This window comes from Streptomyces sp. GbtcB7 (assembly GCF_019091445.1).
Taxonomy (GTDB): domain Bacteria; phylum Actinomycetota; class Actinomycetes; order Streptomycetales; family Streptomycetaceae; genus Streptomyces; species Streptomyces mirabilis.
Genome location: NZ_JAGXJM010000034.1, coordinates 96,442 through 118,413 on the forward strand (window position 1 = coordinate 96,442; position 21,972 = coordinate 118,413).

Genomic DNA, 21,972 nt, shown 5'->3' on the forward strand with positions numbered 1-21,972 from the left:
GTACGGCTGCGCCGGACCTGAGAGGGCCCCTTGAGCCAGAGTCGACACGTCCCGGTGATGCTCCAGCGGTGCCTGGACATGTTGGCCCCGGCCCTCACCGAGCCGGGCGCCGTGGTCGTCGACTGCACCCTGGGACTCGGCGGCCACAGCGAGGCGCTGCTGACCCGGTTCCCCGAGGCCCGTCTCGTCGCCCTCGACCGCGACAAGGAGGCACTGCGCCTCTCCGGAGAGCGGCTCGCCCCCTTCGGTGACCGTGCCACCCTCGTGCACGCGGTCTACGACGAACTGCCCGAGGTGCTCGACCGCCTCGGCATCCCCCGTGTCCAGGGCGTCCTGTTCGACCTGGGCGTCTCCTCCATGCAACTCGACGAGGCCGACCGCGGCTTCGCCTACGCTCAGGACGCCCCGCTCGACATGCGGATGGACCAGACGACCGGCATCAGCGCGGCCGAGGTGCTCAACACCTACCCGCCGGGCGAACTGGTGCGGATCCTGCGCGCGTACGGCGAGGAGAAGCAGGCCAAGCGGATCGTCTCCGCCGTCGTGCGCGAACGCGAGAAGGAACCCTTCAGCAACAGCGCGCGGCTCGTCGAGCTGATCCGCGACTCCCTGCCGCAGGCCGCCAAGCGCACCGGCGGCAACCCCGCCAAGCGCACCTTCCAGGCGCTGCGCATCGAGGTCAACGGGGAGCTCAGCGTCCTGGAGCGGGCGATTCCCGCGGCCGTGAAGGCGCTCGCCGTCGGCGGCCGCATCGCCGTCCTGTCGTACCACTCGCTGGAGGACCGGCTGGTCAAGCAGGTGTTCGCGGCCGGTGCCGCCACCACCGCGCCGCCCGGTCTGCCGGTCGTGCCCGAGCGCTACCAGCCCCGGCTCAAGCTGCTCACCCGCGGTGCCGAACTTCCCACCGAGGAAGAGGTCGCCGAGAACCGGCGAGCGGCTCCCGCACGACTGCGCGGGGCTCAGCGCATCCGCGAGGACGCCGAGTGAGGCACCAGGAGGGGGCGATCGAGTGAGTAGGAAACCCGAACTCAGGGGGCGGGCCGCCCGGCTCGCCCGGCTTCTCCCCGCCGGCGGGGGCCATGCCGCCCGCACCCCCTTCGTCCTGCTCGTCGTGCTCCTGCTCGGCGGCGGGCTGATCGGCCTCCTCGTGCTGAACTCCGCCCTGAGCGAGGGCTCGTTCCACCTGGACGACCTGCAGAGGGACACCAAGAGCCTCACCGACGAGGAGCAGGCGCTGCAGCGGGACGTGGACACCTACTCCGCGCCCGACGCCCTCCAGCGCCGCGCCCGCGAGCTTGGCATGGTGCCCGGCGGCGACCCGGCCTTCCTCAACCCGGACGGCAGCGTCAAGGGCGTCCCCGGAACGGCCGCCCAGCAGTCCTCCGCACGCAACCCGGTGGTCCGTCCGCCCGAGGTCCTCGCCCTCACGCAGACCACGGCCCCGGCCACCAGCGCCCCGGCGACCGCCGCCCCCTCCGCAGGCACCGCCACACCGCAGACCCCGGCTCCGCAGACCCCGACCCCGCGGATCCCGACCCCGCAGACCCCCGCCCCCACCCCGTCCGCGCAGCCCTCCTCGACCCCCGGCAGGTGACGGAAGTGTCCGACAGGGAACCGCCGCGCCGTCGTGTGCCCGGCCCCGCCAGGCCCGTACGCCCCGGCGGCCAGCGGCGTCCGGGCCCCGGCGCCCGCCCCGCGCGCCGCCCGGGCGCGCCCCGGCCCGGCGGCCCACAGGTCCTGCGGCTGGGCAGCCCCCGTCCCCGGCTGCGCATGGTCAGCCTCGCCCTGACACTGGTGATGATCGCCTTCGTGGTACGCCTGCTCCAGGTGCAGGCCGTGGACGCCAACGCCTACGTCGCGAAGGCCGAGCAGAACCGGTACGTCGGCCGCACCCTGGCCGCCACCCGTGGCGGGATCACGGACCGCAACGGCGTGGAGCTCGCGACGAGCGTGGACGCGTACGACATCACGGCCGACCCCACGATGTTCACGCAGGACACGACGAAGGTGACGGACGCGCCCGAGCAGGCCGCGGCACTGCTCGGGCCGATCCTCGGCCAGGACGTGGACACCGTCGCCAAGAAGCTCCGTACGAAGAACACCCGATACACCCTGCTCGCGCACCGCCAGACCCCCCAGGTCTGGAAGCAGATCAAGGACCTGAGGAACACGCTCGCGGTCAAGGCGGAGACCGACAAGAGCACCGTCAACTTCCTCGCGGGCGTCGTCGCGGTCCCGGCCAGCAAGCGCGTGTATCCGAACGGCGATCTCGCCGCCGGGATACTGGGCTGGGTCAACGCCGACGGCAAGGGCGGCGGCGGAGTCGAGCAGAAACTGAACAAGGAACTCGCCGGCAAGGACGGCAAGATCCGCTACGCCCAGTCCGGCGGCCGTCAGGTGCCGACCGCGGGGTCGACGGAGACCCCCGCCGTGGCGGGCTCCGACGTCGAGCTGACCATCAACCGCGACATCCAGTGGGCCGCGCAGAACGCCATCACCCAGCAGGTGAAGGCGTCCAAGGCGGACCGCGGGTACGTGATCGTGCAGGACGCCCGCAGCGGCGAGATCCTCGCCATGGCGAACTCGCCCGGCTTCGACCCCAACGACCTCACCCAGGCCAACGCGGCGGCCCTGGGCAACGCGGCCCTCCAGGACGCGTACGAACCCGGCTCCACCGCCAAGGTCATGTCGATGGCAGCCGTACTGGAGGAGAACGCCGCAACGCCCGAGACGCACGTGGTCGTGCCCAACCGGCTGCACCGCGGCGACCGCCTCTTCCAGGACGACGTCGATCACGCGACCTGGAACCTGACGCTCAACGGCGTGCTCGCCAAGTCCAGCAACATCGGCACCATCCTGGCGACCGGCCAGCTCGGCAAGACGCAGAAGGAGGCGAACCAGGTCCTCTATTCGTATCTGCGCAAGTTCGGCATCGGCAGCTACACCGGGCTCGGCTTCCCCGGCGAGACGAAAGGCATCCTCGCTCCCGCCGACAAGTGGTCGACCTCCCAGCAGTACACGATTCCTTTCGGCCAGGGCATGTCGATCAACGCGATGCAGGCGGCCTCCGTCTACTCGACGATCGCCAACGGCGGTGTACGCGTCGAGCCGACGCTGGTGCGCGGCATGAAGGGGCCCGACGGCCGGTTCGCCCCGGCCGCCCAGCCCAAGAAGACGAAGGTCGTGAGCGAGAAGACGGCCAAGACCCTCGCCCAGATGCTGGAGTCCGTCGTGGACGACGAGCAGGGCACCGGCGCCAAGGCGCGCATCCCCGGCTACCGGGTCGCGGGCAAGACGGGTACGGCCAACCGCGTGGATCCGGCCACCGGCAAGTACCACGGCTACACCTCGTCGTTCGCCGGATTCGCCCCCGCCGACAAGCCCCGGATCACCGTCTACTGCGCGATCCAGAACGCCACCAAGGGCAGCTACTTCGGCGGCCAGATCTGCGGACCCATCTACAAGCAGGTCATGGAGTTCGCGCTCAAGACCCTCCAGGTCCCGCCCACCGGAGCGGGGGCCGCCAATCTGCCCGTGACCTTCACGCCGTGATCGATTCCGGCCATATCCCCTGATCAGGACTTGATCAGGGTCCGGCCAGGACCCGGACAAGACCGCACGCACAACGGACCAGGAACCAGCTCGTGACAACGATCACCCCGGATTCCGGGAACCACGGCTCGCCACGCCCCTCGCTTCGCTCCGGCGGGGGTGCGCCCGGTACGCTCACCGCCGTGCCACACGCTGATCAGTCCCAAACCACCCAGAAGGGCGTTCCTGTGACATATCCGGGGCCGCCGCGACCGGTCCAGAACTCCGCCACACCCCTCGCGGAGCTCGCCGATCAGCTGGGTGTCACCGCCCCGGCGTCGAGTGCGGAGGTCACGGGCATCACCCATGACTCCCGCGCGGTGCGCCCCGGAGACCTCTACGCCGCGCTGCCGGGCGCCCGCCTGCACGGCGCCGACTTCGTGACGCAGGCGGCCGGTCTCGGCGCGGTCGCCGTGCTGACCGACCCGAGCGGCGCCGAGCGCGCCGCCGCCACCGGGCTGCCGGTCCTCGTCGTCGACGACCCGCGCGGCCTGATGGGAGAGCTCGCGGCCACCATCTACGGCCACCCGGGGCGCGATCTGCTCCAGATCGGCATCACCGGCACCTCCGGCAAGACCACCACGGCCTATCTCGTCGAGGGCGGGCTGAAGACGCTCCGCTCCACCGGCCTGATCGGCACCGTGGAGATGCGCATCGGCGAGGAGCGCATCAAGTCGGAGCGCACCACCCCCGAAGCGACCGACCTCCAGGCGCTGTTCGCGGTGATGCGCGAGCGCGGCGTCGACGCGGTCGCGATGGAGGTCTCCAGCCATGCGCTGGTCCTCGGGCGGGTCGACGGCTGTGTCTTCGACATCGCCGTCTTCAACAACCTCAGCCCGGAACACATGGAGTTCCACTCCGACATGGAGGACTACTTCCGGGCCAAGGCGCAGCTGTTCACACCGCAACGCAGCAAACTCGGCGTCGTCAACCTCGACGACGAGTACGGGCGCAGGCTGGCCGAGGAGGCCACCGTCCCCGTCGTCACCTTCTCCGCCGAAGGACACCCGGACGCCGACTGGCGCGCCGAGGAGGTCGAGGTCGGCCCGATGGACTCGGCGTTCGTCGCGGTCGGCCCCAAGGGCGAGCGGATCACCGCCAAGTCGCCGCTCGCGGGCCCCTTCAACGTGGCGAACACCCTCGCCGCGATCGTCGCCCTCGCCGTCGCCGGGATCGACCCGCAGACCGCCGCCGACGGCATCGCCGCCGTCCCGGGCGTGCCGGGCCGCCTGGAGCGCGTGGACGCGGGCCAGCCCTACCTCGCGGTCGTCGACTACGCCCACAAGACGGACGCCGTCGAATCGGTCCTGCGCGCGCTGCGCAAGGTCACCGAGGGCAGGCTGCACGTCGTGCTCGGCTGCGGCGGCGACCGTGACAAGACCAAGCGGATGCCGATGGGCGCCGCCGCGGCGCGGCTCGCCGACACCGCCGTACTGACATCGGACAATCCCCGCTCGGAGGACCCCCTCGCGATCCTCGCGACGATGCTCGCGGGCGCCGCCGAGGTGCCGGCGCACGAGCGTGGCGAGGTCCAGGTCTTCGAGGACCGGGCCGCCGCCATCGCCGCCGCCGTCGCCCGGGCGCGGCCCGGCGACACCGTGCTGGTCGCGGGCAAGGGCCACGAGCAGGGCCAGGACATCGCCGGGGTGGTGCGTCCCTTCGACGACCGCCAGGTGCTTCGCGAAGCTATCCAGAAGACCCAGGGATGAACTTGTGATCGCCCTCTCTCTCGCCGAGATCGCAGCAGTCGTCGGCGGGCAGACGTACGACATACCGGATCCGGCGGTACAGGTCACCGGACCGGTCGTCAGAGACTCCCGTGAAGTGGAGCCAGGCAGCCTCTTCGTCGCCTTCGTCGGCGAGCGCGTGGACGGCCACGACTTCGCCGAGGCCGTCGTCGCGGCCGGCGCGGTCGCCGTACTGGCCTCCCGGCCCGTCGGCGTGCCCGCGATCGTCGTCGCGGACGTGCAGGCGGCCCTGGGCGCCCTCGCGCGTCACGTCGTCGAACGCCTCGGCGCGACCCTCGTGGCCCTCACCGGCTCCGCGGGCAAGACCAGCACCAAGGACCTGATCGCCCAGGTCCTGCGGAGCAAGGCGCCGACCGTCTTCACGCCCGGCTCGCTCAACAACGAGATCGGGCTGCCGCTGACCGCGCTGAGCGCCACCGAGGAGACCAGGTTCCTCGTCCTGGAGATGGGCGCCCGCGGCATCGGCCACATCAGCTACCTCACGGACCTCACGCCACCGAGGATCGGCCTCGTCCTGAACGTCGGGACCGCCCACATCGGTGAGTTCGGCGGCCGCGAACAGATTGCACAGGCGAAGGGCGAGCTCGTCGAGAGCCTTCCGCCGTCGGAAGCGGGCGGTGTCGCCGTCCTCAACGCCGACGACCCCCTCGTACGCGCCATGGCGTCCCGGACGAAAGCGCGCGTGATCCTCTTCGGAGAGTCCGGCGAAGCGGACGTACGTGCCGAGAACGTCCGTCTCACGGACGCCGGACAGCCCGCATTCAGGCTTCACACACCCTCCGGGTGCAGCGATGTGACCATGCGCCTGTACGGTGAGCATCACGTGTCGAACGCGCTCGCCGCGGCCGCCGTCGCCCATGAGCTGGGCATGTCCGCAGACGAGATCGCCCTCGCGCTCTCCGAGGCGGGCTCCCTCTCCCGCTGGCGGATGGAGGTCACCGAGCGCCCGGACGGCGTGACGGTCGTCAACGACGCCTACAACGCGAACCCCGAGTCCATGCGAGCCGCCCTGCGCGCGCTCGCGGCAATGGGCAAAGCCTCACAGGCACAAGGGGGTCGGACGTGGGCGGTGCTCGGTCAGATGGCCGAGCTCGGGGACGAGGCGCTCGCCGAGCACGACGCGGTCGGGCGGCTCGCCGTCCGACTCAACGTCAGCAAGCTCGTCGCGGTCGGGGGCAGGGAAGCTTCCTGGCTCCAACTGGGCGCATATAACGAGGGTTCGTGGGGTGAGGAGTCGGTGCACGTGTCCGACGCACAGGCGGCTGTCGACCTGTTGCGCAGCGAGTTGCGCCCGGGGGACGTCGTGCTCGTGAAGGCGTCCCGGTCGGTCGGGCTCGAACGGGTGGCGCAGGCGCTGCTCGACGGCGGTGCCGAGGGTGAGGTCGCGGCCCGATGATGAACCAGATCCTGTTCGCAGGAGTCATTGGTCTGTTCCTGACCCTGATCGGGACCCCGCTGCTGATCAAGCTGCTGGCCCGCAAGGGCTACGGGCAGTACATCCGCGACGACGGCCCGAAGGAGCACCACAGCAAGCGCGGTACTCCGACCATGGGTGGTATCGCCTTCATCCTGGCGACGATCATCGCGTACTTCCTGTCCAAGGTGATCACGGGCAAGCCGCCGACCTTCTCGGGTCTGCTGGTGCTCGGCCTGATGGCCGGCATGGGCCTGGTCGGCTTCCTGGACGACTACATCAAGATCGTCAAGCGGCGTTCGCTCGGTCTGCGGGCCAAGGCGAAGATGGCCGGTCAGCTGATCGTCGGCATCTCCTTCGCGGTTCTCGCGCTGCAGTTCGCGGACAACCACGGCAACACCCCGGCCTCCACCAGGCTCTCCTTCGTGGAGGACTTCGGCTGGACGATCGGCCCGGTGCTCTTCGTGGTCTGGGCCCTGTTCATGATTCTCGCCATGTCGAACGGCGTGAACCTGACCGACGGTCTGGACGGTCTCGCCACCGGCGCCGCGACCATGGTCTTCGGCGCGTACACGTTCATCGGCGTCTGGCAGTTCCAGGAGTCCTGCGCCAACGCGCAGACCCTGACCAACCCGGCCGCCTGCTACGAGGTACGAGATCCACTCGACCTCGCGGTCGTCGCCTCCGCCCTGATGGGAGCCTGCTTCGGCTTCCTGTGGTGGAACACCTCGCCCGCCAAGATCTTCATGGGTGACACCGGCTCGCTGGCCCTCGGCGGCGCGCTCGCCGGCCTCGCGATCTGCTCCCGCACGGAGCTGCTGGTCGCGCTCCTCGGCGGCCTCTTCGTCCTGATCACCATGTCGGTCGTCATCCAGGTCGGCTCCTTCCGGCTCACCGGCAGGCGCGTCTTCCGCATGGCACCACTCCAGCACCACTTCGAACTAAAGGGGTGGTCCGAAGTCCTTGTCGTGGTCCGTTTCTGGATCATCCAGGGCATGTGCGTCATTGTGGGTCTGGGCCTCTTCTACGCAGGATGGGCAGCCAAGAAGTGACCGACTGGCAGGGCAAGCACGTCACCGTCGCCGGGCTCGGCGTCTCCGGCATCCCGGCGGCCAAGGTGCTGCACGGTCTCGGCGCCGTCGTCACGGTCGTCAACGACGGCGACGACGAGCGCTCCCGGGCGCAGGCCGCGGAGCTGGAGGCGCTCGGCATCACCGTGCGCCTCGGTGACGGCGCCACCCTGCCCGAGGGCACCGAGCTCATCGTCACCGCGCCCGGCTGGAAGCCGGACAAGCCGCTGTTCGCCGCGGCCGCCGCGGCGGACGTCCCGGTCTGGGGCGACGTCGAACTGGCCTGGCGGCTGAGAGGTCCCGACGCGGCCCCCTGGCTGGCCGTCACCGGCACCAACGGCAAGACCACGACCGTGCAGATGCTCGCCTCGATCCTGACGGCGGCCGGGCTGCGCACGGCCGCCGTCGGCAACATCGGGGTCTCGCTCCTCGACGCGGTCCTCGGCGAGGAGCGGTACGACGTCCTGGCGGTGGAGCTGTCGAGCTATCAGCTGCACTGGGCGCCGTCGCTGCGCGCGCACTCGGCCGCCGTGCTGAACCTGGCACCGGACCACCTCGACTGGCACGGCTCCATGGAGGCGTACGCCGCCGACAAGGGCCGTATCTACGAAGGCAATCGGGTCGCCTGCGTCTACAACCTCGCCGACAAGGCCACCGAGGACCTGGTGCGCGAGGCGGACGTCGAGGAGGGCTGCCGGGCGGTCGGCTTCACCCTCGGCACCCCCGGACCGTCCCAACTGGGCGTCGTGGAAGGCATCCTGGTCGACCGCGCCTTCGTCGAGAACCGGCAGAAGAACGCCCAGGAACTCGCCGAGGTCTCCGACGTCAACCCGCCCGCCCCGCACAACATCGCCAACGCCCTTGCGGCGGCGGCCCTGGCACGCGCCTTCGGGGTGCCCGCCGCGGCCGTACGGGACGGGCTGCGGGCCTTCACACCGGACGCCCACCGCATCGCGCACGTCGCCGACGTGGACGGCGTGGCGTACGTCGACGACTCCAAGGCGACCAACACGCATGCCGCGGAAGCCTCTTTGGCGGCCTACGAGTCGATCGTGTGGATCGCGGGCGGGCTCGCCAAGGGCGCGACCTTCGACGAGCTGGTCGCCAAGTCGGCCAAGCGACTTCGGGGCGTCGTGCTCATCGGCGCGGATCGGGCTCTGATCCGTGAAGCCCTTGTGCGACACGCGCCGGAAGTACCCGTCGTCGACCTCGACCGGACCGACACTGGGGCGATGCACGCGGCGGTTCGGGAGGCGCGGGGGCTCGCCCGCAAGGGCGACACGGTGTTGCTGGCGCCTGCCTGTGCCTCCATGGACATGTTCGCCAACTACAACAAGCGCGGGGACGCGTTCGCGGAGGCGGTCCGCGAACTCGGCGCGAGCGCCTGACGGCGGGTCTCGGACGGTCCGGGCGCGCCCGGGACCCTTGGGAGGGACGCGTGACGCCATTGTGGGGATCCCCATCGCCCTGTGGGACGCCCTCCCGGGGCATGGCGGACGGAGCCGGTGATGGTCAGTAGCCGTACTGGCCGTCCCCCCGTCCAGCGTGCCCCACGGCGCCCCGCCGGACGCCCCCGTCCCCCGCGCGACAACCCTCTGCGCCTGCTCGTCCTGCGCGCCCGCAAGGCCTGGGACCGTCCGCTCACCGCGTACTATCTGATCTTCGGCAGCAGCCTGTTGATCACCGTGCTGGGCCTCGTGATGGTCTACTCGGCCTCGATGATCACGGCGCTGCAGCTGTCGCTGCCGGGGTCGTTCTTCTTCCGCAAACAGTTCCTCGCCGCCTCCATCGGCACCGTGCTGCTCCTGATCGCCATGCGGGTACCGGTGAAACTGCACCGGGCGCTGGCGTATCCGATCCTGGCCGGCGCGGTCTTCCTGATGATCCTCGTGCAGGTCCCGGGGATAGGGATGGCGGTCAACGGCAACCAGAACTGGATCTCCCTCGGCGGCTCGTTCCAGATCCAGCCCAGCGAGTTCGGCAAGCTCGCGCTCGTACTGTGGGGCGCCGACCTGCTCGCCCGCAAGCAGGACAAGGGCATGCTCACGCAGTGGAAGCACATGCTGGTGCCGCTCGTCCCGGGCACCTTCCTGCTGCTCGGGCTGATCATGCTCGGCGGCGACATGGGCACGGCGATCATCCTCACCGCCATCCTCTTCGGACTGCTGTGGCTGGCCGGGGCGCCCACGCGGCTGTTCGGCGGCGTGCTGGCGGTCGCCTTGACCATCGGTTTCATCCTGATCAAGACGAGCCCCAACCGGATGTCCCGGCTCGCCTGCATCGGCGCCACCGAACCCGGCCCGAACGACACCTGCTGGCAGGCCGTACACGGCATCTATGCGCTGGCCTCCGGCGGACTGTTCGGTTCCGGCCTCGGCGCCAGTGTGGAAAAATGGGGACAACTCCCTGAAGCGCACACCGACTTCATCTTCGCCATCACCGGGGAGGAGCTGGGCCTCGCGGGGACGCTGTCGGTGCTCGCCCTCTTCGCGGCTCTAGGCTATGCGGGTATCCGCGTGGCCGGACGCACGGAGGACCCCTTCGTGAGGTATGCCGCGGGAGGCGTGACCACCTGGATCACGGCCCAGGCCGTGATCAACGTCGGTGCGGTGCTCGGTCTGCTGCCGATCGCCGGAGTCCCGCTCCCGCTGTTCTCCTACGGAGGGTCCGCCCTGCTGCCGACCATGTTCGCCATCGGGCTGCTGATCGCCTTCGCACGCGACGAGCCCGCTGCGCGGGCGGCGCTTGCGATGCGGCAACCCCGCTTTGGTAGAAAGCGTGCTGCGGTGAGAGGCTCCGTGGGGGCCGCGGGGCCTCGGAGATGGAACACGATGCGACGGCGTGCCTCGGCGGCGCGTTCGTCCGGAGAGCGGTGAATTTCGGTGCATGTCGTACTCGCCGGCGGGGGGACCGCCGGCCACATCGAGCCCGCGCTCGCCCTCGCGGACGCCCTGCGCAGGCAGGACCCGACCGTGGGGATCACGGCCCTGGGCACGGAACGCGGACTTGAGACCCGGCTCGTACCGGAGCGGGGCTACGAACTCGCGCTGATCCCCGCCGTTCCGCTGCCCCGCAAGCCCACACCCGAGCTGATCACCGTCCCGGGGCGGCTGCGCGGCACGATCAAGGCGGCCGAGCAGGTCCTGGAGCGCACCAAGGCGGACGCGGTCGTCGGCTTCGGTGGCTATGTGGCGCTGCCCGCCTACCTCGCGGCCAAGCGCCTCGGCGTGCCGATCGTGATCCACGAGGCCAATGCCCGGCCGGGCCTCGCCAACAAGATCGGTTCCCGGTACGCGGCGCAGGTCGCCGTCTCGACCCCGGACAACAAGCTGCGGGGCGCCCGCTACATCGGCATCCCGCTGCGCCGCTCGATCGCCACCCTCGACCGGGCCGCCGTACGCCCCGAGGCGCGCGCCGCGTTCGGTCTCGACCCCTCGCTGCCGACCTTGCTGGTTTCCGGCGGTTCGCAGGGCGCACGGCGCCTCAACGAGGTCGTCCAGCAGGCGGCTCCCTACCTCCAGCAGGCCGGTATCCAGATCCTGCACGCGGTCGGCCCGAAGAACGAACTGCCGCAGGTCCACCAGATGCCGGGAATGCCCCCGTACATCCCGGTACCGTACGTGGACCGGATGGACCTCGCGTACGCCGCGGCCGACATGATGCTCTGCCGCGCGGGCGCGATGACCGTCGCCGAACTCTCCGCCGTCGGGCTGCCGGCCGCCTACGTCCCGCTGCCCATCGGCAACGGCGAACAGCGACTGAACGCCCAGCCGGTGGTCAAGGCCGGTGGCGGGCTCCTTGTCGACGACGCGGAACTCACGCCTGCGTGGGTCCAGCAGAATGTGCTGCCCGTGCTCGCCGACCCGCACCGGCTGTACGAGATGTCCCGCGCCGCCAGCGAGTTCGGTCGCCGGGACGCCGACGACCTGCTCGTCGGCATGGTGTACGAGGCGATCGCCTCTCGCCACCGCTAGGACCGCATGAGGGAAGGCAGGGAGCGTGGCCGGACCGACGACCGCCGAGCGCGGTGAACGGCAGAAGTTGGAGTCCGGCCCGCCCCGCCTCAGGCGGCTGCGTCGCCTTCGTATGCTCATCATCCTTTTGATCGCGGTGGTGTTGGCGACGGCAGCCGCGCTCTGGCTGCTCTACGGCTCGCCGTGGCTGCGGGCCGAGAAGGTTTCGGTCTCCGGGGTGCGGGTCCTGACGGACCAGCAAGTGCGTGACGCGGCCGACGTGTCGGTCGGATCGCCGCTCATTTCCATCGATACCGACGCCGTTGAGGCGCGATTGCGCCGGAAATTGCCCCGAATTGACTCGGTTGATGTCGTCCGTTCCTGGCCGCACGGAATCGGGCTGAAAGTGACCGAACGCACCCCGGTGCTCATTCTCAAAAACACCGGAAACGGCGGCAAGTACATCGAAGTGGACGCCAAGGGTGTGCGTTTCGCGACGGTTTCGGCCGCCCCGAGGGGTGTGCCCGCACTGGAATTGGCCGTGTCCAAGGCGGCCGTTCTGCGCCGCTTCCCGGTCGACCGGCTGGTGCGCGAGGCGGTGGGGGTGGCCGGGGACATTCCGGCCGCCGTCCGTCGCGACACCCGGATCGTCAAGGTCCGTTCGTACGACTCGATCTCGCTGGAGTTGAGCGGCGGACGCAGCGTCGAGTGGGGGAGCGGCGAGAAGGGCCGCGCGAAGGCCAGGACGCTCACCGCTCTCATGAAAGCAGCTCCAGGGGCCCGGCACTTCGATGTGAGTGCCCCCATCGCCCCTGCTTCATCGGGGAGTTGACGCACATCAGTGCAGGCCAGCACCCTGGTTGGGCAGCGCTACGGCTGATCACATAGGGTGAAAAGAAAAACGGGAGGTTCGGCGTGTTCGTTGAACGTGCGCCACTTGTCGACTTAGTGTCCTGTTCGGAAGAGTCCAAGGAACAGACACACTGGTAACCCTAAACTTCAGCGTTAGGGTTCGGGTCGGCGTTCGGACCGTCCCATTCGGCATCAGTCGTCGGATCGCGAGCGTGCGAGGCGACGACACGTAACTCGAGGCGAGAGGCCTTCGACGTGGCAGCACCGCAGAACTACCTCGCAGTCATCAAAGTCATCGGTGTCGGCGGCGGTGGTGTCAATGCCATCAACCGGATGATCGAGGTCGGTCTCAAGGGCGTCGAGTTCATCGCCATCAACACGGACGCGCAAGCTCTGTTGATGAGCGACGCCGACGTCAAGCTCGACGTCGGCCGCGAACTCACGCGCGGACTCGGCGCCGGAGCCAACCCGGCCGTCGGCCGCAAGGCGGCAGAGGACCATCGCGAGGAGATCGAGGAGGTCCTCAAGGGGGCCGACATGGTCTTCGTGACGGCCGGTGAAGGCGGCGGCACCGGCACCGGCGGCGCGCCCGTCGTGGCCAACATCGCCCGCTCGCTCGGCGCGCTCACCATCGGCGTGGTCACCCGCCCCTTCACCTTCGAAGGACGGCGTCGCGCCAACCAGGCAGAGGACGGCATCGCGGAACTCCGCGAAGAGGTCGACACCCTCATCGTCATCCCGAACGACCGGCTGCTGTCCATCTCGGACCGCCAGGTCTCCGTCCTCGACGCCTTCAAGTCGGCGGACCAGGTCCTGCTGTCCGGTGTTCAGGGCATCACCGACCTCATCACCACGCCCGGTCTGATCAACCTCGACTTCGCCGACGTGAAGTCCGTGATGTCCGAGGCGGGTTCCGCGCTCATGGGTATCGGCTCGGCCCGCGGCGACGACCGCGCCGTGGCGGCGGCCGAGATGGCGATCTCCTCGCCGCTCCTGGAAGCCTCCATCGACGGCGCACGCGGCGTCCTGCTCTCCATCTCCGGCGGCTCCGACCTCGGCCTGTTCGAGATCAACGAGGCCGCCCAGCTGGTCAGCGAAGCCGCACACCCCGAGGCCAACATCATCTTCGGCGCGGTCATCGACGACGCGCTCGGCGACGAGGTGCGGGTCACCGTGATCGCCGCCGGCTTCGACGGCGGCCAGCCGCCGGCCAAGCGGGACAACATCCTCGGCTCCACCTCCGCCAAGCAGCGCGAGGAGCCCGCGCCGGTACGGGCCGCCGAGAGCCGTCCGTCCTTCGGCTCGCTCGGCAGCGTCACGCCGAAGGAGGCCCCGGAGCCCACCCCGGAGCCGGTCAACGAGGTCCAGGTCGCTCCGCCGGTCCCGCCGTCCCGCGCCTACTCGGACAGCGCGGCCGAGGAGCTGGACGTGCCGGACTTCCTGAAGTGATAGGACATCGCTCCGAAACGAGCACCGTGAGCGGCGCGCACTTCGCCTTCACCGACCGGTGGGGCGGGGTGAGCGCCGTTCCGTTCGAGGAGCTCAACCTCGGCGGAGCGGTCGGCGACGACCCCGACGCCGTACGGACCAATCGTGAACTGGCCGCCAAGTCGCTCGGACTGGACCCGGCCCTGGTCGTCTGGATGAACCAGGTGCACGGGCCGGACGTGGCGGTGGTCGACGGACCGTGGCTCTCCGCGGAGATCCCGTCCGTCGACGCGATCGTGACCGCGCGGCGCGGGCTCGCCCTCGCCGTCCTCACCGCCGACTGCACGCCGGTCCTGCTGGCCGACCCGGTCGCCGGGATCGCGGCCGCCGCCCACGCGGGACGGCCCGGCATGGTCGCCGGGGTCGTCCCCGCCGCCGTACGGGCCATGGTGGAGCTCGGCGCCGAGCCCGAGCGGATCGTCGCCCGCACCGGGCCCGCGGTCTGCGGCCGGTGCTACGAAGTGCCGGACGAGATGCGCGCCGAAGTCGCCGCCATCGAGCCGGCGGCGTACGCCGAGACCAGTTGGGGCACTCCCGCGGTCGATGTGACCGCCGGAGTGCACGCGCAGCTGGAACGGCTCGGGGTGTGCGACCGGGCGCAGTCGCCGGTGTGCACGCTGGAGTCGGACGACCACTTCTCGTACCGACGGGACCGCACGACCGGGCGGCTCGCGGGCTATGTCTGGCTGGACTGATGGGGCATGACGGAACGTAAGGCTCAACTCGCCGGAAATCTGGCGAAAGTGGAAGAGCGCATCACGGCGGCCTGTGTGGCCGCCGGGCGCAAGCGTGAAGAGGTGACCCTGATCGTGGTCACCAAGACCTACCCCGCCGGCGATGTGCGGATCCTGTCGGAACTCGGGGTGCGCAACGTCGCCGAGAACCGGGACCAGGACGCGGCGCCCAAGGCCGCGGCTTGCTCGGATCTGCCCCTCTCGTGGCATTTTGTCGGCCAGTTGCAGACCAACAAGGTGCGTTCTGTGGTCGGTTACGCGGATGTGGTGCAGTCCGTGGACCGTGCCCGGCTTGTCACGGCCCTGTCGAAGGAAGCGGTGCGGGTGGAGCGCGAGGTGGGCTGCCTCATCCAGGTCGCGCTGGACGCGCAGGAGAGCGGCCGGGGTGAGCGGGGAGGTGTCGGAGTCGGCGGAATCGAAGAGTTGGCCGACCTCGTCGCCGGGGCACCCGGGCTCCGACTCGACGGACTGATGACCGTCGCACCGCTCACCGGGGAGTACGCCGGGCGCCAACAAGCGGCGTTCGAGCGGCTGATGGATTTGTCGACTGCTATGCGCCGCACGCATCCGGCTGCGAACATGGTGTCTGCAGGGATGAGTGCGGACCTCGAGCAGGCCGTGGCGGCCGGAGCGACACATGTACGCGTCGGTACGGCGGTACTCGGAGTCCGACCCGGGCTCGGGTAACGTCGCCAAGAAGTCGGACCACAGCAGAAAATATGGTCATTACCGCCACTGGCGGGCATAACGACCTCGTGGATCGCGGGCACTTGGCAATTCGTCAGCCGATCCACCACAGAGCGGAGGACTCAGAGCATGGCCGGCGCGATGCGCAAGATGGCGGTCTACCTCGGCCTCGTGGAGGACGATGGGTACGACGGCAGGGGTTTCGACCCCGATGACGAGTTCGAGCCCGAGCTCGACCCGGAGCCCGAGCGTGACCGGCGGCGGCACGAGCCGCCCCACCAGTCGCATCAGGCACATCAGTCCCAACGGGATGAATCGGTACGAATGGTGCAGCCTCCGGCGCCTCGCGATCCGGTGCCGCATTCCGCTTCGCTCACTGCGGAATCCAGCCGTCCGGCGCGGATCGCGCCCGTGGCATCCATCACACAAGAACGCGCAAGCCTGGAGAAGAACGCACCGGTGATCATGCCCAAGGTCGTGTCGGAACGAGAGCCGTACCGGATCACCACGCTTCACCCGCGGACCTACAACGAGGCCCGTACCATCGGGGAACACTTCCGTGAGGGCACCCCGGTGATCATGAATCTGACTGAGATGGATGACACAGATGCGAAGCGACTTGTCGACTTTGCGGCCGGTTTGGTGTTTGGTCTCCACGGCAGCATCGAGCGGGTGACGCAGAAGGTGTTCCTGTTGTCGCCTGCTAACGTCGATGTCACGGCGGAGGACAAGGCCCGCATCGCAGAGGGCGGGTTCTTCAACCAGAGCTGAGACGCAGGACCGGATCAAGGTACGGAAACAGGGGAGAGGAAAGCGCGGATCATGAGCGTGGTCGGGCAGGTTCTCTACGTCGCGCTGACGTGTTTCCTCGTCGTGTTGATTTTCCGGTTGGTCATGGACTACGTCTTCCAGTTCGCCCGCTCATGGCAACCCGGCAAGGCGATGGTGGTCGTTCTCGAGGCCACCTACACTGTCACCGATCCACCGCTCAAGCTTCTGCGGCGGTTCATTCCGCCGCTGCGTCTCGGGGGCGTGGCGCTCGACCTGTCCTTCTTCGTACTGATGATCATCGTCTACATCCTGATCTCCGTCGTGAGCCGGCTGTGAACGATACGGTCTTGCCGAATGCCGACGACTACGTTGAGGTGAAGAGATGCCGTTGACCCCCGAGGACGTGCGGAACAAGCAGTTCACGACCGTCCGCCTCCGAGAAGGCTATGACGAGGACGAGGTCGATGCCTTCCTCGACGAGGTCGAAGCCGAACTGACGCGACTGCTCCGCGAGAACGAGGACCTGCGCGCCAAACTGGCGGCGGCCACGCGCGCGGCTGCGCAGAACCAGCAGCAGGGCATGCGCAAGCCGCCCGAGCAGCAGGACCAGCAGGGCCCGCCGCAGGGCATGCGAGGTCCCGGCGCCCCCGTACCCGCCGGCATATCGGGCCCGCCGCAGCAGCAGATGGGTGGCCCCATGGGTGGGCCGCCCCAGCTGCCGAGCGGTGCGCCGCAGCTGCCCGCGGGCCCCAGTGCCCAGGGCGGCCAGCAGGGCCAGGGCCCCATGGGTCAGGGTCCGATGGGCCAGGGCCCCATGGGTCAGGGCCAGATGGGCCAGGGCCCCATGGGCCAGGGTCCGATGGGTCAAGGGCAGATGGGCCAGGGTCCGATGGGCCAGGGTCCCGGCCAGCAGATGCAGCAGCAGATGCCGGGCCAGATGCAGCCCCAGATGCAGCAGCAGATGGGTGGCCCGATGGGCGGACCCATGGGTGGCCCCATGGGCGGTCACGGCCCGCAGATGCCGCAGCAGGGCCCCGGTGGCGACAGCGCCGCGCGTGTCCTCTCGCTGGCTCAGCAGACCGCCGACCAGGCGATCGCCGAGGCCCGCTCCGAGGCCAACAAGATCGTCGGCGAGGCCCGCAGCCGCGCCGAGGGTCTCGAGCGCGACGCCCGTGCCAAGGCCGACGCGCTGGAGCGGGACGCGCAGGAGAAGCACCGTGTCGCGATGGGCTCCCTGGAGTCCGCCCGCGCCACGCTGGAGCGCAAGGTCGAGGACCTGCGTGGCTTCGAGCGCGAGTACCGTACGCGTCTGAAGTCCTACCTGGAGTCGCAGCTGCGCCAGCTGGAGACGCAGGCGGACGACTCGCTCGCCCCGCCGCGCACTCCGGCCACGGCCTCCCTGCCGTCGCCCTCCGCGCCCTCGATGGCTCCGGCCGGCGCGAGTGCGCCGTCGTACGGCGGTCAGGGCATGGGCGGTGCCCCGGCACCGGCGGCGCCCTCCTACGGCGGGCAGCAGCAGATGTCGCCGGCCATGACCCAGCCGATGGCTCCGGTGCGGCTCCAGGGGCCGTCGCCGATGCAGCAGGCCCCCTCGCCGATGCGTGGGTTCCTCATCGACGAGGACGACAACTGACGGCCTTGAGTACGCCTTAGGCGTCGGCAGCGTTCAGGGCGGAGCCCCGGATTTTTCCGGGGCTCCGCCCTTTTGCCGTGCCGTTTCGGGCGTGGAAGTTTCGGGCGGGCGTGCGGTTCCTTGGGGCATCTGTACGGGGTACGCAACGCCGAAGGCCGGGGCCCACCAAGATCTTTGGTGGGCCCCGGCCTTCGTTCTTCGGCTGCGGGTGGGTGGGGGCTGGTCGCGCGGTTCCCCGCGCCCCTGAGGCCGGGGCTACGCCTTGCGGAGGCGGAAGGTGAGGGACAGGCCCTCGTCGGTGAACGGGGCGCCGTAGGTGTCGTCGGCCTCGCCCTGGGCGAAGTCGGTGGCGAGGACCTCGTCGGCGATCAGCGCGGCGTGCTCGTCCAGGGCGGCGATGACGGCCGGGTCGGTGGACGTCCAGCGCAGAGCGATCCGGTCGGCCACGTCGAGGCCGCTGTTCTTGCGGGCCTCCTGGATCAGCCGGATCGCGTCACGGGCGAGGCCCGCCTGCCGCAGCTCCTCGGTGATCTCCAGGTCCAGAGCGACCGTGGCACCCGAGTCGGACGCCACCGACCACCCCTCGCGGGGGGTCTCCGTGATGATGACCTCGTCCGCAGCCAGCGGCACCGTCTCGCCGTCGACCTCCACCGAGGCGGTGCCCTCGCGCAGGGCGAGGGAGAGGGCCGCCGCGTCCGTCTCGGCGATCACCTTGGCGACCGCCTGGACGCCCTTGCCGAAGCGCTTGCCCAGCGCGCGGAAGTTCGCCTTGGCCGTGGTGTCGACCAGCGAGCCGCCCACCTCGGAGAGGGAGGCGAGAGAGGTGACGTTCAGCTCTTCGGTGATCTGCGCGTGCAGCTCCCCGTCGAGGGACTCGAAGCCGATCGCCCCGACCAGCGCGCGGGACAGCGGCTGGCGCGTCTTGACGCCCGACTCCGCGCGCGTGGCGCGGCCCAGCTCCACAAGGCGCCGGACGAGGACCATCTGCCTGGACAGCTCCGGGTCGATGGCGGACAGGTCCGCCTCCGGCCACGAGGACAGGTGTACGGACTCGGGGGCGCCCGGCGTCACGGGGACGATCACGTCCTGCCAGACCCGCTCGGTGATGAACGGGGTCAGCGGGGCCATCAGCCGCGTGACCGTCTCCACGACCTCGTGCAGGGTGCGCAGCGCGGCCTTGTCGCCCTGCCAGAAGCGGCGGCGGGAGCGGCGCACGTACCAGTTCGAGAGGTCGTCGACGAACGCGGAGAGGAGCTTTCCGGCACGCTGGGTGTCGTACGCCTCCAGTGCCTGGGTGACCTGGTCGGTGAGCGCGTGCAGCTCGGACAGCAGCCAGCGGTCGAGGACCGGACGGTCGGCCGGAGCCGGATCGGCCTCGGAGGGGGCCCAGTCGGAGGTCCGGGCGTACAGGGCCTGGAAGGCGACCGTGTTCCAGTAGGTCAGGAGCGTCTTGCGCACCACCTCCTGGATGGTGCCGTGACCGACGCGGCGGGCCGCCCAGGGGGAGCCGCCGGCCGCCATGAACCAGCGCACCGCGTCCGCGCCGTGCTGATCCATCAGCGGGATCGGCTGCAGGATGTTGCCCAGGTGCTTGGACATCTTGCGGCCGTCCTCGGCGAGGATGTGGCCCAGGCACACGACGTTCTCGTACGACGACTTGTCGAAGACGAGGGTGCCGACCGCCATGAGGGTGTAGAACCAGCCGCGGGTCTGGTCGATGGCCTCGGAGATGAACTGCGCCGGGTAGCGGCTCTCGAAGAGCTCCTTGTTCTTGTACGGGTAGCCCCACTGCGCGAACGGCATCGAACCCGAGTCGTACCAGGCGTCGATGACCTCCGGCACGCGGGTCGCCGTCCGCCCGCAGCCGTCCTGCGGGCACGCGAAGGTGACCTCGTCGATGAACGGGCGGTGCGGGTCCAGGTTCGACTGGTCGGTGCCCGTCAGCTCGGAGAGCTCGGCGCGGGAGCCGACACAGGTGAGATGGCCCTCCTCGCAGCGCCACAACGGGAGCGGGGTGCCCCAATAGCGGCTGCGGGACAGCGCCCAGTCGACGTTGTTGTTCAGCCAGTCGCCGAAGCGGCCGTGCTTGACGGACTCCGGGAACCAGTTGGTCTTCTCGTTCTCCTGGAGGAGACGGTCCTTGATGGCCGTGGTGCGGATGTACCAGGACGGCTGCGCGTAGTAGAGGAGCGCGGTGTGGCAGCGCCAGCAGTGCGGGTAGCTGTGCTCGTAAGGGATGTGCTTGAAGAGCAGACCGCGCTGCTGGAGGTCCTCGGTGAGCTTTTCGTCCGCCTTCTTGAAGAAGACACCGCCGACGAGCGGAACGCTCTCCTCGAAGGTGCCGTTCGGGCGGACGGGGTTCACCACCGGCAGTCCGTACGCCCGGCAGACCTTGAGGTCGTCCTCGCCGAAGGCGGGAGACTGGTGGACCAGACCCGTGCCGTCCTCGGTCGTCACGTACTCGGCGTTGACCACGTAGTGGGTTTCCACGTCCGTGGGGAACTCGACCAGCTCGAACGGACGTTGATAGGTCCAGCGCTCCATCTCGGCGCCGGTGAAGGTCTCACCGGTGGTCTCCCAGCCCTCGCCGAGCGCCTTCTCGACGAGCGGCGCGGCGACGACGAACTTCTCCTCGCCGTTCGTCGCGACGACGTAGGTGACCTCGGGGTGCGCGGCGACCGCGGTGTTGGAGACCAGCGTCCACGGGGTCGTCGTCCACACCAGGAGCGAGGCCTGGCCGGCCAGCGGACCGGAGGTGAGCGGGAAACGGACGTACACGGACGGGTCGACGACCGTCTCGTAGCCCTGCGCCAGCTCGTGGTCCGACAGACCCGTCTCGTCGCGCGGGCACCACGGGGCCACGCGGTAGTCCTGGACCAGCAGACCCTTGTTGAAGATCTCCTTGAGCGACCACCACACGGACTCCACGTACTCGGGGTCCATCGTGCGGTACGCGTCGTCCAGGTCGACCCAGTAGCCCATGCGGTTCGTGAGCTCGGTGAACGCGTCGGTGTGACGGGTCACGGACTCGCGGCACTTGGCGTTGAACTCGGCGATGCCGTACGCCTCGATGTCCTGCTTGCCGGTGAAGCCGAGCTCCTTCTCCACCGCGAGCTCGACCGGGAGGCCGTGGCAGTCCCAGCCGGCCTTGCGGGCCACGTGATAACCGCGCATGGTGCGAAAGCGCGGGAAGACGTCCTTGAAGACGCGCGCCTCGATGTGGTGGGCGCCCGGCATGCCGTTCGCGGTGGGCGGGCCCTCGTAGAACACCCACTCAGGGTGGCCCTCGGACTGCTCAAGGCTCTTGGCGAAGATCTTCTGCTCGCGCCAGAAGTCGAGCACGGCGTGCTCGAGGGCGGGCAGGTCGACCTGGGCGGGCACCTGGCGGTACGTCGGCGTTGTCATCAGCGAGCTTCCTCCGGCGGACTTTCTGCCTTCCGTCCGGAGGGACGAGAGCCTGAGCAGCCATCTCCTGGATGCTGCGGACGCCGTGCGCGGCGCGCTCCCGCGGTACCACCCTCCTTGGCTCCCCAGTGCGTGCTGTGCACCAGTGAGCCCCCTCATTGGGGTCGCGATGCCGGTTCTACCGGCCGCTGCTCGCTCGCTGCGGCTTTCTTCCGGCGGCTCCGGGGTGATCTTCGCGTCGCGCTCGCCCCCGGGCTTCCACCGTCCCCGGGTCGCTCCTGGCTGCGTACGTCGCTACTCGTCCCCATCCATGCTTTTCGCTGCGCCCAGTGTACGGCGCCGCGCGGACAGCGGCCGACCGGTTTTCCGGGGTACGCCGCCGGGGCCGCCCGGGGTGGTGCCGCGGCCTGCGCGGTGACCCGAACGGCGAGGCACGGGCGTCCGGATCCTGGGACGCCGGACCTGGCGGATTACCCGGCGGGGAGCTGGGCACAACGCATGCAGGTTCCTCGCGAGGGACCCGCGGGGCGGACGAAACGTTGGTGCGCCCGGTTGCCGTGGACCAGAAGTCGATTTATCGTCCCAGCACGATTTGCGCGCAAAATCACAATATGTGAAGGGGCCGC

General features: G+C 69.8%; 17 protein-coding genes. 16 read left to right on the forward strand and 1 reads right to left on the reverse strand.

The window, feature by feature from the left end; genetic code table 11:
- Window positions 1-30: 30 nt before the first annotated feature.
- The 16 genes from rsmH (at window position 31) to KVT44_RS41655 (ending at window position 17,941) form a co-directional block, all read left to right on the forward strand.
- On the forward strand, window positions 31-987 hold the full coding sequence (gene rsmH, locus KVT44_RS41580; protein WP_079064858.1) for a 16S rRNA (cytosine(1402)-N(4))-methyltransferase RsmH: 957 nt from the start codon (window positions 31-33) through the stop codon (window positions 985-987).
- 22 nt (window positions 988-1,009) lie between these two features.
- Window positions 1,010-1,594: a septum formation initiator family protein gene (locus tag KVT44_RS41585; protein ID WP_190170176.1), complete on the forward strand. Its 585-nt coding sequence runs from the start codon at window positions 1,010-1,012 to the stop codon at window positions 1,592-1,594.
- 5 nt (window positions 1,595-1,599) lie between these two features.
- A complete protein-coding gene (locus tag KVT44_RS41590) occupies window positions 1,600-3,552 on the forward strand; it encodes a penicillin-binding protein 2 (RefSeq protein ID WP_308314250.1) in 1,953 nt (650 codons plus the stop codon).
- Window positions 3,553-3,779: 227 nt separating this feature from the next.
- Entirely contained in the window at window positions 3,780-5,300 is a 1,521-nt protein-coding gene (locus KVT44_RS41595) for a UDP-N-acetylmuramoyl-L-alanyl-D-glutamate--2,6-diaminopimelate ligase (RefSeq protein ID WP_190170395.1), read from the forward strand.
- A gap of 4 nt (window positions 5,301-5,304) precedes the next feature.
- The gene (gene murF, locus KVT44_RS41600; protein WP_075026392.1) at window positions 5,305-6,735 is read left to right on the forward strand and encodes a UDP-N-acetylmuramoyl-tripeptide--D-alanyl-D-alanine ligase; all 1,431 of its coding nucleotides are present in this window, start codon (window positions 5,305-5,307) and stop codon (window positions 6,733-6,735) included.
- Window positions 6,735-7,805: a phospho-N-acetylmuramoyl-pentapeptide-transferase gene (mraY, locus tag KVT44_RS41605; protein WP_177323990.1), complete on the forward strand. Its 1,071-nt coding sequence runs from the start codon at window positions 6,735-6,737 to the stop codon at window positions 7,803-7,805. Before murF ends, mraY begins: the two co-directional genes overlap by 1 nt.
- Complete coding sequence (murD, locus tag KVT44_RS41610) at window positions 7,787-9,211, forward strand: UDP-N-acetylmuramoyl-L-alanine--D-glutamate ligase (RefSeq protein WP_217573060.1); 1,425 nt, start codon at window positions 7,787-7,789, stop codon at window positions 9,209-9,211. The genes mraY and murD overlap by 19 nt, the downstream gene beginning before the upstream one ends.
- A gap of 120 nt (window positions 9,212-9,331) precedes the next feature.
- The gene (ftsW, locus tag KVT44_RS41615) at window positions 9,332-10,699 is read left to right on the forward strand and encodes a putative lipid II flippase FtsW (RefSeq protein WP_099923126.1); all 1,368 of its coding nucleotides are present in this window, start codon (window positions 9,332-9,334) and stop codon (window positions 10,697-10,699) included.
- Window positions 10,700-10,705: 6 nt separating this feature from the next.
- A complete protein-coding gene (murG, locus tag KVT44_RS41620; protein WP_054231490.1) occupies window positions 10,706-11,797 on the forward strand; it encodes an undecaprenyldiphospho-muramoylpentapeptide beta-N-acetylglucosaminyltransferase in 1,092 nt (363 codons plus the stop codon).
- Between the two features lie 25 nt (window positions 11,798-11,822).
- Window positions 11,823-12,608, forward strand: a complete 786-nt coding sequence (locus tag KVT44_RS41625; protein WP_099923127.1) for a cell division protein FtsQ/DivIB — start codon at window positions 11,823-11,825, stop codon at window positions 12,606-12,608.
- 275 nt (window positions 12,609-12,883) lie between these two features.
- Entirely contained in the window at window positions 12,884-14,077 is a 1,194-nt protein-coding gene (gene ftsZ / locus KVT44_RS41630; protein WP_067363745.1) for a cell division protein FtsZ, read from the forward strand.
- Window positions 14,078-14,103: 26 nt separating this feature from the next.
- Complete coding sequence (pgeF, locus tag KVT44_RS41635) at window positions 14,104-14,811, forward strand: peptidoglycan editing factor PgeF (RefSeq protein ID WP_099923129.1); 708 nt, start codon at window positions 14,104-14,106, stop codon at window positions 14,809-14,811.
- Window positions 14,812-14,817: 6 nt separating this feature from the next.
- Window positions 14,818-15,537, forward strand: a complete 720-nt coding sequence (locus KVT44_RS41640; protein WP_099923130.1) for a YggS family pyridoxal phosphate-dependent enzyme — start codon at window positions 14,818-14,820, stop codon at window positions 15,535-15,537.
- Between the two features lie 129 nt (window positions 15,538-15,666).
- Window positions 15,667-16,308 carry a cell division protein SepF gene (gene sepF, locus KVT44_RS41645; RefSeq protein WP_054231485.1) on the forward strand — a complete coding sequence of 214 codons (642 nt, stop codon included), beginning with the start codon at window positions 15,667-15,669 and terminating at the stop codon, window positions 16,306-16,308.
- A gap of 51 nt (window positions 16,309-16,359) precedes the next feature.
- A complete protein-coding gene (locus KVT44_RS41650; protein ID WP_075026383.1) occupies window positions 16,360-16,644 on the forward strand; it encodes a YggT family protein in 285 nt (94 codons plus the stop codon).
- Between the two features lie 46 nt (window positions 16,645-16,690).
- Complete coding sequence (locus KVT44_RS41655) at window positions 16,691-17,941, forward strand: DivIVA domain-containing protein (protein WP_217573062.1); 1,251 nt, start codon at window positions 16,691-16,693, stop codon at window positions 17,939-17,941.
- A 255-nt stretch (window positions 17,942-18,196) separates the two neighbouring features.
- Here KVT44_RS41655 and ileS read toward each other — a convergent pair whose 3' ends face one another.
- Window positions 18,197-21,346 carry an isoleucine--tRNA ligase gene (gene ileS, locus KVT44_RS41660; protein WP_217573065.1) on the reverse strand — a complete coding sequence of 1,050 codons (3,150 nt, stop codon included), beginning with the start codon at window positions 21,344-21,346 and terminating at the stop codon, window positions 18,197-18,199.
- Window positions 21,347-21,972 lie beyond the last annotated feature (626 nt).

Excerpts from the sequence above, each read along its gene's own strand:
- mraY (WP_177323990.1), top strand. The coding sequence starts at position 6,735 with ATGAACCAGATCCTGTTCGCAGGAGTCATTGGTCTGTTCCTGACCCTG.
- murD (WP_217573060.1), top strand. The coding sequence starts at position 7,787 with ATGGGCAGCCAAGAAGTGACCGACTGGCAGGGCAAGCACGTCACCGTC.
- ftsW (WP_099923126.1), top strand. The coding sequence starts at position 9,332 with ATGGTCAGTAGCCGTACTGGCCGTCCCCCCGTCCAGCGTGCCCCACGG.
- KVT44_RS41640 (WP_099923130.1), top strand. The coding sequence starts at position 14,818 with ATGACGGAACGTAAGGCTCAACTCGCCGGAAATCTGGCGAAAGTGGAA.
- sepF (WP_054231485.1), top strand. The coding sequence starts at position 15,667 with ATGGCCGGCGCGATGCGCAAGATGGCGGTCTACCTCGGCCTCGTGGAG.
- KVT44_RS41650 (WP_075026383.1), top strand. The coding sequence starts at position 16,360 with ATGAGCGTGGTCGGGCAGGTTCTCTACGTCGCGCTGACGTGTTTCCTC.
- KVT44_RS41655 (WP_217573062.1), top strand. The coding sequence starts at position 16,691 with ATGCCGTTGACCCCCGAGGACGTGCGGAACAAGCAGTTCACGACCGTC.
- ileS (WP_217573065.1), bottom strand. The coding sequence starts at position 21,346 with ATGACAACGCCGACGTACCGCCAGGTGCCCGCCCAGGTCGACCTGCCC.